Annotated in this window: 12 protein-coding genes and 3 tRNA genes; 6 read left to right on the top strand and 9 right to left on the bottom strand. The window is 58.9% G+C overall.

Annotated features, from left to right (window positions below):
- A partial coding sequence (gene rplJ / locus ABRP88_RS10995) for a 50S ribosomal protein L10 (protein WP_284623440.1) occupies nt 1-186 on the bottom strand: 186 nt, incomplete at its 3' end.
- A 286-nt stretch (nt 187-472) separates the two neighbouring features.
- Between rplJ and ABRP88_RS10990 the strand changes: the two genes are divergently transcribed.
- Entirely contained in the window at nt 473-1,810 is a 1,338-nt protein-coding gene (locus ABRP88_RS10990; RefSeq protein ID WP_349837212.1) for a cryptochrome/photolyase family protein, read from the top strand.
- 110 nt (nt 1,811-1,920) lie between these two features.
- Here the strand turns inward: ABRP88_RS10990 and rplA are convergent, their stop codons facing one another.
- The 7 genes from rplA to ABRP88_RS10955 all read right to left on the bottom strand — a co-directional run bounded on the left by rplA (nt 1,921) and on the right by ABRP88_RS10955 (nt 5,233).
- Nucleotides 1,921-2,625 carry a 50S ribosomal protein L1 gene (gene rplA / locus ABRP88_RS10985; RefSeq protein WP_284770898.1) on the bottom strand — a complete coding sequence of 235 codons (705 nt, stop codon included), beginning with the start codon at nt 2,623-2,625 and terminating at the stop codon, nt 1,921-1,923.
- A 68-nt stretch (nt 2,626-2,693) separates the two neighbouring features.
- Nucleotides 2,694-3,137, bottom strand: coding sequence for a 50S ribosomal protein L11 (rplK, locus tag ABRP88_RS10980; protein ID WP_023016714.1), 444 nt, complete (start codon nt 3,135-3,137; stop codon nt 2,694-2,696).
- Between the two features lie 170 nt (nt 3,138-3,307).
- The gene (nusG, locus tag ABRP88_RS10975) at nt 3,308-4,192 is read right to left on the bottom strand and encodes a transcription termination/antitermination protein NusG (protein WP_349837211.1); all 885 of its coding nucleotides are present in this window, start codon (nt 4,190-4,192) and stop codon (nt 3,308-3,310) included.
- A 129-nt stretch (nt 4,193-4,321) separates the two neighbouring features.
- Nucleotides 4,322-4,654, bottom strand: a complete 333-nt coding sequence (secE, locus tag ABRP88_RS10970; RefSeq protein WP_284770896.1) for a preprotein translocase subunit SecE — start codon at nt 4,652-4,654, stop codon at nt 4,322-4,324.
- A gap of 173 nt (nt 4,655-4,827) precedes the next feature.
- Nucleotides 4,828-4,900, bottom strand: a tRNA-Trp gene (locus ABRP88_RS10965).
- Nucleotides 4,901-5,037: 137 nt separating this feature from the next.
- Nucleotides 5,038-5,109, bottom strand: a tRNA-Met gene (locus ABRP88_RS10960).
- Between the two features lie 48 nt (nt 5,110-5,157).
- Nucleotides 5,158-5,233: transfer RNA gene (locus ABRP88_RS10955), tRNA-Thr, on the bottom strand.
- Nucleotides 5,234-5,407: 174 nt separating this feature from the next.
- On the opposite strand from ABRP88_RS10955, the gene ABRP88_RS10950 reads away from it, so the two are divergent.
- The 5 genes from ABRP88_RS10950 to ABRP88_RS10930 all read left to right on the top strand — a co-directional run bounded on the left by ABRP88_RS10950 (nt 5,408) and on the right by ABRP88_RS10930 (nt 10,818).
- On the top strand, nt 5,408-6,364 hold the full coding sequence (locus ABRP88_RS10950) for a sugar-binding transcriptional regulator (protein WP_349837210.1): 957 nt from the start codon (nt 5,408-5,410) through the stop codon (nt 6,362-6,364).
- A 92-nt stretch (nt 6,365-6,456) separates the two neighbouring features.
- Nucleotides 6,457-7,182: a purine-nucleoside phosphorylase gene (gene deoD, locus ABRP88_RS10945; RefSeq protein ID WP_284785666.1), complete on the top strand. Its 726-nt coding sequence runs from the start codon at nt 6,457-6,459 to the stop codon at nt 7,180-7,182.
- Between the two features lie 28 nt (nt 7,183-7,210).
- Entirely contained in the window at nt 7,211-8,566 is a 1,356-nt protein-coding gene (locus ABRP88_RS10940) for an MFS transporter (protein WP_349837209.1), read from the top strand.
- Nucleotides 8,567-8,577: 11 nt separating this feature from the next.
- A complete protein-coding gene (gene deoC / locus ABRP88_RS10935; RefSeq protein WP_284770892.1) occupies nt 8,578-9,237 on the top strand; it encodes a deoxyribose-phosphate aldolase in 660 nt (219 codons plus the stop codon).
- A 3-nt stretch (nt 9,238-9,240) separates the two neighbouring features.
- Nucleotides 9,241-10,818: a phospho-sugar mutase gene (locus ABRP88_RS10930; RefSeq protein ID WP_349837208.1), complete on the top strand. Its 1,578-nt coding sequence runs from the start codon at nt 9,241-9,243 to the stop codon at nt 10,816-10,818.
- A 1-nt stretch (nt 10,819) separates the two neighbouring features.
- Here the strand turns inward: ABRP88_RS10930 and ABRP88_RS10925 are convergent, their stop codons facing one another.
- Nucleotides 10,820-11,116, bottom strand: a complete 297-nt coding sequence (locus ABRP88_RS10925) for a hypothetical protein (RefSeq protein WP_284781948.1) — start codon at nt 11,114-11,116, stop codon at nt 10,820-10,822.
- Nucleotides 11,117-11,346 lie beyond the last annotated feature (230 nt).

Below are 11,346 nucleotides of genomic sequence, written 5' to 3'. Positions count from 1 at the left end.
GTTGGCAGCGATCTTGAAGAGGGTGTTCTTGGCGACGGAGTAGTCAACGTCAAAGCCCAGGTTGTTACGCAGCTCCTGCAGCTGGGATACGGTCAGGCCGCGGTACTCAGTCAAAACGACGGAGCTAGAATCGGCCAGCTTCTCCTTCAGCTCTGCCAAGTCTGCAGTGTTCTTTGGGTTTGCCATTGTCTCTCGCCTCCTTCCAAAACATCTCTTTTATTTTCCGCCGGGGCCTTCCAAAAAGAAAAGCCCCGTGCAAGAGCACAGGGCGTGCGACATGATAAATGCCGCGGAATGCGCAAAGTGTCTCCTGCGTGGGCCGCCTCCAAGGTGGAGAACTTTCAATCCTTAGTGGATGACCAACGGTCTTCGGTGAACTTTGACTCGGCCACAAGGCCGTTCAAACTTCACAAGGGATACTACCGTGCTTTCCTCGTATTCCCAAATTGCCCAACCGCGTAGGCTATCTAGTATGACTTCCCTCATGTGGTTTCGCGATGACCTGCGCTTATCCGATAACCAGGCCCTTACCCGGGCCGCGGAGGCCGCCACCGATAAAAACGGTTCAAAGCCAGAGTTAGTGGCCGTTGTCCTCGATGAGCCCGCCTACCCCAGCACCCGGCCGCTCGGTGGCGCCACTCACTGGTGGCGGGAGCGTTCGCTCCATGCCCTAGCGCAGGAGCTTGCCTCCCGTGGGGTGAAGCTCCTCCGCGCTACCGGGGATGCCCGCGCCGTCATTCCCCGCACCGCCCGGGAGATTGGCGCCGATACCGTCACCTGGAACCGCCGCTACCACGGCCCGCTGCGCGAGGTAGACGCCAGGGTCAAAGCAACGCTTGCCGATGCCGGAATTAACGCCATCTCCTGCCCCGGCTTCACCCTCGTGGAGCCATGGAAGGTAACTAATGGCCAGGGCAAGCCTTATAAGGTCTTTACTCCCTTTGGGGCCGCCGCGCGGTCCCAACTCGCTGATGACGAACCGCTGCCCGTGCCGGAATTGCTGTCGCGGCGGGAGATGGGGGCATCGGCAAGCAGCAGCTGGCCCGATCCCAGCGCCGCTGAACCGAAGTGGGCTGCATCGCTCGCCCAGTATTGGACGCCAGGGGAGGCAGGTGCGCGCGAACGCCTAGCCCAGCTCGACTTAACTCACTATGCCAGAGAACGCGATATACCCGCGCACAACGCCACCTCTCTGCTATCGCCGCACCTGCGCTTTGGCGAGGTATCCCCACGCGAAGTTTGGCTGGCCGCTGCCGAGGAACCCGACGCGGAGAAGTTCCACTCCGAGTTGCTGTGGCGCGACTTTGCCTGGCACCGGCTCTACCACCTGCCCGATCTGGCCACCCGCAACGTGCGGCAACAGTTCGACCGCTTCGACTGGTCCTGGGATGACCCGCGGCTGAGGGATTGGCAGGACGGGACGACGGGTATACCACTTGTTGATGCCGGTATGCGCGAACTCTGGAAAACCGGATACATGCACAATCGCGTGCGCATGGTGGTGGGATCGTTTCTCACCAAGAACCTGGGAATCCATTGGCGCCTAGGCGAGGAATGGTTTTGGGACACCCTGGTGGATGCCGATGCCGCGTCCAACCCATTTAACTGGCAATGGGTGGCCGGCTGCGGCGATGATGCCGCGCCCTTCTTCCGCATCTTCAACCCTGAAACCCAGGCACAGCGCTTCGACCCCGAAGGCGCCTATATCCGCCGCTGGGCTCCCACGTTATCCACCCCACCCATCGTGGATCTCAGGCAGTCGCGCCAGGCGGCCCTAGATGCCTATGCCGAGATCAAAGGCGCAGACTAACGCTCAATACCTAGACTTTTCGTTCACACCGCAAGGCCTGTTGAACGATGCAAAAGACCCCAAGGAAAAACCTCGGGGTCTTCATTCACGCGCTATGCGCTATCACCGTCTTAGTCGGTGTAGCCCTTCTGCACGGAGCCGTCCACAGGAATGCCTGGGCCGGAGGTGGTGGAGATGGTGGCACGCTTGATGTAGATGCCCTTAGCGGAAGCAGGCTTCAGGCGCTGGATCTCATCCATGAGGGCGCCGTAGTTCTCAGCGAGCTTCTCAGCATCGAAGGAAGCCTTACCAAGGATGGCGTGCAGGTTTGCAGCCTTGTCCACGCGGAAGGAGATCTTACCGCCCTTAACCTCGCTAATTGCCTTAGCAACGTCATTGGTCACGGTACCGGTCTTCGGGTTAGGCATCAGACCACGTGGGCCCAAGACGCGGGCGACGCGGCCAACCTTGGCCATCTGGTCTGGGGTAGCGATGGCAACGTCGAAGTTCAGGTTGCCCTCGTTGATCTGCTCGATCAGCTCGGAGGTGCCAACGATGTCAGCGCCAGCTTCCTGAGCTGCGGTAGCCTTTTCGCCCTCTGCGAAGACGGCGACGCGAACGTCCTTACCGGTGCCGTTAGGCAGGGAGACGGTGCCGCGCACCAGCTGGTCAGCCTTGCGTGGGTCAACCCCCAGGCGGAAGACGACATCAACGGTGGCGTCGAAGTTCTTGGAGGAGGTCTCCTTGGCCAACTTTGCGGCCTCGATCGGACGGTACAGGCGGGACTTATCTACTAGTTCCGCAGCGGCCTTATAAGCCTTAGACTTGGTGCTCATTTAACAATTCCTTTTCTGGATTGGCGTGGTATTTGGCGGGCCGAAGCTGGCCCTACCACATAAAGTTTTTACTTCTCCGGTGCGCCATCGATGTTAAGGCCCATGGAGCGGGCGGTACCAGCGATGATGTGTGCGCCGGCCTCGATGTCGCGGGCGTTGAGGTCCTCGAACTTGGTCTGTGCAATTTCCTTGCACTGATCCCAGGTGACGGTGCCGACCTTATCGGTGTGCGGGACACCGGAACCCTTCTGGACGCCAGCGGCCTTCAGCAGCAGCTTGGCTGCCGGCGGGGTCTTCAGCTTGAAGTCGAAGGAGCGGTCTTCGTAGACGGTGATCTCAACAGGAACCACGTTGCCACGCTGGTTCTCGGTAGCGGCGTTATAAGCCTTGCAGAATTCCATGATGTTGACGCCGTGGGCACCCAGTGCCGGGCCAACTGGCGGTGCCGGGTTAGCGGCGCCAGCCTCGATCTGCAGCTTGATGAAGCCAGATACCTTCTTCTTTGGAGCCATCGAATTACCTCTTTCCTGTGGTACCGAACCTGCGTCACGATGAATAACGCGGCCCGTCCGGATGCTCACCTCAGTGGGCCACCGGAGGATGAAACGATTTACGTGTGCGCACGCAAAAGGCGCACGGCGTTCCAGTCTAGAACACCGTGCGCCCTGCACAAAATCATTTTTTAAGAAATGCGCTCGATTTCCGTCGGCGACAACTCCACTGGGGTTTCGCGGCCGAAGATGGAGACTAGGCCCTGCATCTTGCCGGTCTCCGGGTCGATTTCGGAAATGGTGGCGGACACGGCAGCCAGCGGGCCGGACAGGATGGTAACGGCCTCGCCCACCTCGAAGTCGTGGGCGTACTTCTTGGCCACTTCCTTCTCCGGCATTTCGACGACCTGCTCGCCCTCTTGCTCGTTCGGGGCAGCCTCGCCCTTGGCGGGAGCTTCGTTCGGCATGAGGAACTTTGCCACGTCGCGGGTCTTGACCGGCGTCGCGTTGCCTTCGTTGCCCACGAAGGAGGTCACGCCGGGGGTTTCGCGGATGACGGACCAGGCGGCATCGTTAAGCTCAGCGCGCACCAAGACGTAACCCGGCAGCAGCTTGCGCTTGACAATCTTCTTTTTGCCGTCCTTGTTTTCCATGATCTGCTCGATGGGGACGACGACCTCGAAGATGGAGTCTTCCACCTCAAGGGTCTGCGCACGCATGTCGAGGTTTGTGCGCACCTTGTTTTCGTAGCCGGAGTAGCACTGGATGATGTACCACTGGCCCGGCTGCTTCTTCAGCTCGCGGGTGAATTCGCGCAGGCGCTTGCGGTAAGCGGCGTCCTCAGCTTCTTCCTCGGTTTCGGCGGCGCTCTCTTCGGCGGACTCGGCCTCCGCCGCGGGGGCATCGGCAAGCGCAGCGTCTTCTGCGCCAGCGATGTCAGCCTGAGCCGGTGCTGCGGCCTCCTCTTGGGCGTCCTCGACTGCGCTGGCGTGCTCTGCAGCCTGCTCCTGCACGTTGGACTGCATGGCCTCCTCTAGGGAGGTTCCTGGGTTTTCGACGTTATTTTCGTCGCTCATGAGTGGTACTCCAAAATGTCATCGGCGCGTGTTGTAGAACCAGCCTACCCGCGGCGCGTGTGGGCAAAAAGTATCCCGCCGTTCCGGAGTGCGGAAACAGCGGGATAAAAGATTGTGGGGTCATTCTAGCTAATTAGTCAGAATCTTCTCAACTCCGAGGCCAGCCAGGGTATCGACGCCCCAAACAAGCGCGGTGATGACGATCAAGAAGGCGAACGTGATGAGGGTGTACTGCAGCATCTCTCCACGGGTGGGCCAGACCACCTTCTTCATTTCAGAGACAACCTCGCCGGGGAATGCGGCGACGCCGCCACCCGGGCTCTCGGTGCTGTTTTTATCCTCAACGCGGACCACGTTCTTCTTCGCCGAGTCCGTGGAGGTCGTGGAAGCCGCACCAGAAAGCTGGCGCTTACCGGTAGGACGCGGGGCCGCCGAGTCCTTCGGCTGCTGCTCATCGCTCACAGCTAACCCTCCTTGGGAAGTGAAATCTTTTTCTAGGCATGAACCTCCGCCCAGACATAACTTTGTCAACCCTAGCAAAAGGTGCACGGGCAGGAAAGCATGCCAGGGCGGGTGAGCCGCATCTGTGACAAAAATATCCCCGCCATCTGGAAAGCAGATGCCGGGGATCCTTGCAGGGGCGACAGGACTCGAACCTGCAACCTACGGTTTTGGAGACCGTTGCGCTACCAATTGCGCCACGCCCCTATTTTATTTTTCGTGACTCTAGAACGTCACGCGCCGATGACCTTACCAGATACCTAATTCCTCACGGAAACCAGTACACCGCTAAGGCCATAGGCACGGTAGTAAAAAAGCGCCGTAATGGCGCTTTTCTTTCCCGGTAGCGATGGCGAGAATTGAACTCGCGACACAGCGATTATGAGTCGCTTGCTCTACCACTGAGCTACACCGCCATGGTGAACACCTTCATCCTGCAGGAAGATATTTCCTCCAGACATGAATGGAGCCCCCTGACAGAATCGAACTGTCGACCTTTTCCTTACCATGGAAACGCTCTGCCGACTGAGCTAAGGGGGCACATCCCAGCATCAAGCACATCAATATTTCGTTGTGCTCTCCGTTGCGGACTTCAATAATGTAACCTGACACCTCCACTTTGCACAAATCGCCACGTCAACCCCCATAAGTGAGGAAATTTCTGGGGCTTATTCAATGCTGGTCCTCCCCACCCGGTGTGCTTGAATGAAAGGCATGCTGGATCATAAAGACTGTCTTTCTATCGACGCCGCGAAGCTCTACTACAACTCCGGGTTCTCGCAGGCGGAGGTGGCGGCTCACCTGGGGATTTCCCGGCCGACGGTCTCCAAGTTACTCACTCATGCCGCCGAGCGCGGCTTTGTCACCGTGAGTATTACCGATCCCCGCGAGCAGTCCGATGAGCTGGTTTCTGCCCTCTGCGAGCGCTTTTCGCTTGCCGATGCCCGCGTCACCGCCACCCCTCCCGGCGGATCCCTGCTCGCGGATTTGGGCAGCGCTGGCGCCGCCCTATTGGAAGAGCTCATTACCGATCACACCTCGGTGGGCTTGTCCTGGGGCGAAACCATGTCCGCGGTGGCCTCCCATTTACGCAAGCGGCCACTGGAGGGTGTGGACATCATCCAGCTCAAGGGCGGGCATTCTCACTCGGAGCGCTCCACCAAGGATCTGCAGACTATGCAGGCATTTACCCAGGCCTTTAATGCCGAGGCCCACCTGCTTCCCCTCCCGGTAATCTTCGATTCCGTCGAGGCCAAAGAGTGGGTCTCCCGCGATAGGCATATTGCCAAGATTTTGCAGATGGGGGCATCAGTAAGCGTGGCGGTATTTACCGTCGGCGCGATGAAGAAAGAATCGCTCGCGCTTAATTTGGGATATCTCACCGAAAGCGAAGAGGAAGAATTGCTCACCAATGCGGTGGGAGATGTATGCTCGCGCTTTTTCACCACCCAAGGCGATGTTGCCAGCCAGGCGGTGGATGAGCGCACCGTTGGCATTAGCCTGAGCGATTTAGCAACGCGTCCCACCCGCGTCTTAGTAGCCGGCGGCGCTCATAAGGCCGAGGCACTACAGGTCGCCTTGGATATGGGCCTTGCCACCCACCTAGTCACGGATCAAACCACGGCGCACAAGCTGGTGAGCTCTACAGAGAGTCGCCTTCCTCACCATTAATGCACATTTGTTAATTATTTCATTGACATTGGTGCCGCGGGGGCTAAACTGACTGGTGACACAGTCCACCAGTCCACGTTGAGGAGTACTCCATGTCTCAGACTGAGATTTCCACCCCGCACATCAACCCGCACGGCGCCCCCATCGCAGAGACCGTTTTGCTGCCCGGCGATCCCCTCCGCGCCAAGTTCATCGCGGATACCTTCTTGGAAGATGTCGTCCAATTCAATGAAATCCGCAACATGCTGGGCTTTACCGGCACCTACAACGGCAAGCCCATCTCCGTTATGGGCACCGGTATGGGAATTCCCTCTATCGGTATCTACTCCTGGGAATTGATCCATAAGTTCGGTGCGAAAAAGCTCATCCGCGTCGGCTCCATCGGTGCTATGCAAGAAGACATCGAATTGCACGATGTCATCGTGGCATCTTCTGCTTCTACCGATTCCAACTTCCTGTCACAGTATGACCTGCCGGGCACCTACGCCCCCACCGCATCCTGGAAGCTACTCAAGGCGCTGGTAGATGAGGCCGAGCGCCAAGAGACCCCGATTCACGTGGGCAATATCCTAAGTTCTGACATGTTCTACCACATGGATAAGACCGTCAACGGCCGCTGGGCGCACATGGGCGTGCTTGGCGTGGAAATGGAATCCGCCGCGCTCTATGCCACCGCCGCCGAGGCCGGTGTCGACGCCTTGGGCCTATTCACCGTCTCAGACAATGTGGTCAACGGCACCCAGCTTTCTGCCGAGGACCGCCAGAGCGCATTCCACACCATGATGAAACTCGCCTTGCCACTTAACGCAGTCGACTAAGCTCCTCTTCCCACAAAGGACAACTTCCATGCTGAAAAAAGTTAAGGCCATGCCGGGGGATCGCACCCAGGCTAACCCCAAGGCGGCCGTCCCTATCCTCCTTTTCGTCTTCGTCTTCTCTCTCATCATTGACAATGGATTCAAGACGATGACCATGCCGATCGCGGAAGCGCTGGAGATCTCCGATAAGACCGCTTCGCTGCAGGCCTCGCTGGCCGGCGTCATCATTGGTATCGGCGCCGTCGTCTACGCCGCCTTGGCGGACTCCATCTCTATTCGGAAGCTCATGCTTACCGGTATCGGGTTTGTGGCCGTGGGTTCCATCCTGGCTTTCATTTTCTCCGGTTCGTGGGCCATGGTGTTGACTGGGCGATTGATTCAGACCACCGGTTTGGCCGCCGCTGAAACGCTCTATGTCATCTACGTGACCAAGCACTTGAGCGAGGATGATCAAAAGACCTACCTCGGCTTTTCCACCGCTGCCTTCCAGGCCGGCCTGCTCATTGGTGCGCTGACCTCTGGGTTCATCTCCACTTACGTGTCCTGGACGGCGATGTTCCTCATCCCCCTTATCCTCCTGCTCACCATTCCGCCCATCATTAAAAATGTGCCGGAAGATGAGGCCGTGGAGGGCCACCTGGACGCACTTGGCCTGTTCTTTGTCGCCGTCTTCGCCAGCGCTCTCATCATGTTTATGCAGGATTACGCCTGGTACTGGCTCGTCTTGGCAGCCATTGGCTTAGTCCTGTTCATCGTGCACATCAAGAACGCAAAGAACCCCGTGGTCACCCCGGAATTCTTTACCAATGGACGCTACGTGTGGACCATCGTCATGGTGCTCTTTGTCTATTCCACCCAGCTGGGCTTTATCTTCCTGCTTCCCTATGCAGCCCAAGACCTGCACGGCATGAGCCTTGACCGTGCTTCGTTGTTGCTCATTCCTGGCTATGCCTGCGCCGTGCTCGTCGGTGTTTTATCCGGCAAGATCGGCACGGTGCTCTCGTCTCGATCCACCATCTATACCGCTTTTGCTTTGGTTGCAGGTTCCTTATTCATTGCCGCGCTCTTTGCACAGGTTCACGTGGCCGTGCTTGTTATCACCATCATTGCCTTTGCCAGCGGCTTTTCCCTGATGTATGCACCACTGGTCAATACTGCGCTGCGCAATATCACCGCAGCCAAGTCCGGTATCGCCATCGGCTTTTATAACCTCACCATCAATATCGCCATCCCGCTGGGCATTGCGTACACCGCCAAGCTGATGGAGTCCACCAGCTACACCACCACCCTGCTCATTCTCACCGTCATCGCCCTCTTCGGTTCCGCGCTGTACATCATTTCAGATCTGAAGATGGCTAAAAACGAACCCGCCCCAGTTTCCTAAAGGAGAAAATCATGACTTCCCAGAACCTCACCCGCTCAGACGTTGCTTCCTACATCGACCACACCCTGCTCAAGCCAGAGGCCACCCCGGAGCAGTTCCGCACCTTGGTAGAAGAGGCCACCGAGCTTGGCACCTATGCCGTGTGCGTCTCCCCTTCCGCCCTGCCGCTCGAGACCCCAGAGTCCCTCCACGTCGCCACGGTCGTGGGCTTTCCTTCCGGCGCCGTCAAGCCGGAAATCAAGGCTGCTGAGGCAGCCCGCGCGGTTGCCGATGGCGCCGAGGAAGTAGACATGGTCATCAACATCCCGCTGGCCATCGAGGGCCGCGCCGAGGAGCTGCAGGCAGAAATCCAGGCCGTGCGCGATGCCATCCCAGGCGAGGTGCTCAAGGTCATCATCGAGTCTGCCGCGCTTTCCGATGCCGCCATTGTCCTCGCCTGCCAGGCCGCCGCTGCCGCTCAGGCGGACTTTGTAAAGACCTCCACAGGTTTCCACCCCGCCGGCGGTGCCTCCACCCACGCAGTCAAGCTCATGCGCGAGACCGTAGGCGACAAGCTGGGCGTGAAGGCCTCCGGCGGCATCCGTACCGCCGAGGATGCCCTCGCCATGATCGAGGCCGGCGCCAGCCGCCTGGGGCTGTCCTCCTCTGCCAAGATCCTCGAGGAGCTTTAAGCCATGTCTGTGGATAAGACCTTCGATATCGACTACGCCCGCACTTGGGCCGAACACGATCCGGATGCGGACACCGCCCGTCAGGTGCTCACGTGGATCGAGGAAGATAACTCCGAAGAACTCGCCGCCGCCTTCGCGGGCCCCCTGAACTTTGGTACCGCGGGCCTGCGCGCTGCCGTGGGCGCGGGCGAATCCCGCATGAACCGCGCCGTGGTCATTCGCACCACCTACGGTCTTATTACCTGGCTCAAGCAGCAGGTCGATACCCCGGTCGTTGTCATCGGCTGCGATGCCCGCCACGGCTCCGCGCAGTTCCAGCGCGATGCCGCGCAGGTTATCTCCGCCGCTGGCGGAAAGGCCTTAGTCCTGCCTGCGCAGAATCCGACCCCGCTGACCGCCTTCACGGTGCGTTCTTTGGGCGCGGACGCCGGCATTATGGTTACCGCCTCCCACAACCCGCCCGCCGATAATGGCTACAAGGTGTACCTGGGTGGCCGCGTTGCCACCGGCCCGGGCGAGGGCGTGCAGCTCATCTCCCCGGCCGATAAGGAAATCGCCGCCGTCATCGCTAAGGCCCCCTATGCCGATGAGGTCCCGCTCACCTCCGATCACATCGAGGACGTCGATACCCGCGCGGAGTACCTCGACCGTGCAGCCGCGTTGGTCGGTGAAAATACCGATATCACCATCGCTTTGACCGCCATGCACGGCGTGGGTGCCGAACTGGGTAAGGAACTGCTGTCTCGCTGCGGCTTTAATGTCTCGCTGGTGCCGGAACAGGCTGCTCCTGACCCCGATTTCCCCACGGTTTCTTTCCCCAACCCGGAAGAGCCCGGCGCCCTAGACCTTGGTATTCAGCATGCCGAGAAAATCGGTGCCGATATCCTTATCGCTTATGACCCTGACGCCGATCGCTGCGCCGCCGCCGTTCCCACCGATGGCACCTGGCGCCAGCTCAGTGGCGATGAGACCGGTGCCTTGCTTGGCGATTACCTCGCTCGCCGCGGCGCTACCGGCAACTTCGCCAACTCCCTCGTATCGTCCCGCCTGCTCGGGCGCATCGCCGCGCACTACGGCCTCGGCCACGAGGAAACCCTGACCGGTTTCAAGTGGATCGCCCGCACCCCGGAACTGGCCTTCGGCTACGAAGAAGCTATTGGTTTCTGCCCCGATCCCAACGCAGTGCGCGATAAGGACGGCATCTCCACCTCCGTGGTGCTTGCCAGCCTCGCCGCCGAATGCAAGGCAGCCGGAAGCAGCCTCCTGGACCGCTTGGATGATATCTACGCCACGGTCGGTGCCCTGCACACCCAGCCGCTGACCTTCCGTGTTGAGGACCTGAGCCTGATTACCCAAGCAATGGACAAGGTCTCTACCACCCCACCGACCGAACTCGCTGGCTCCCCGGTATCCAAGGTGGAAAAGTTCGCACAAGGCTCGAAGTTCTTCACCGAGAACGATGACCGCGTCATCGTTCGTCCCTCCGGCACCGAGCCCAAGCTCAAGTGCTATCTAGAGTCCCCCGACGCTGGGCGCCTCGATGCCATCGCGGCCGACCTGCGCGATTACTTTGGGCTCTAAGCTACTCTTGTAAAAGCCAAGCAGTAAGCTCTTGTACTGCTTGGCTTTTGCCTCCCGCATAGCTCTCTTCCAGTTCTAAGGCCACCGATTCAAAGATTTTCTCAGAAAGTGCCTTAGCCCTATCCGCAGTAATTTTTCCGCGAAGATCATCTAGTGGAACAGCAATGGCACCATCTCTGCTCGGCCTCATCCAATAAGACCGCATATCCGCAGCGTACATTTTGGGAAACGTACCTGAGATTTGAGATTCAAGCACTACATTGCCAAAAAATAGTGTTGTTAGCCGCCTTTCTTCCATGCCCTTCATCGTATGCGAAAATAAAACGCTGGAAGACGCCTCTCTCCCAAGATGAGACGGTGCCTGATACTTCTCAATGGACACGAAAAGCCGATTCAAAAAGCATTAGACGAGCCAAACCGACTACTTGAACAAGCACAAGAGATGTTCAATAGGTTGCGTCCGCTAGTGTGGTGTATCTGTAACCCGTGGTAAGCCTCGTGCCGGTGCACAATAAGGCGACCATCACG

Origin of the sequence: Corynebacterium sp. KPL2734 (genome assembly GCF_040225595.1) — a bacterium.
GTDB classification, from domain to species: Bacteria; Actinomycetota; Actinomycetes; order Mycobacteriales; family Mycobacteriaceae; genus Corynebacterium; species Corynebacterium rhinophilum.
The sequence above is the reverse complement of the archived record's forward strand: the minus strand, read 5'-3'. Positions and strand labels throughout refer to the sequence as shown.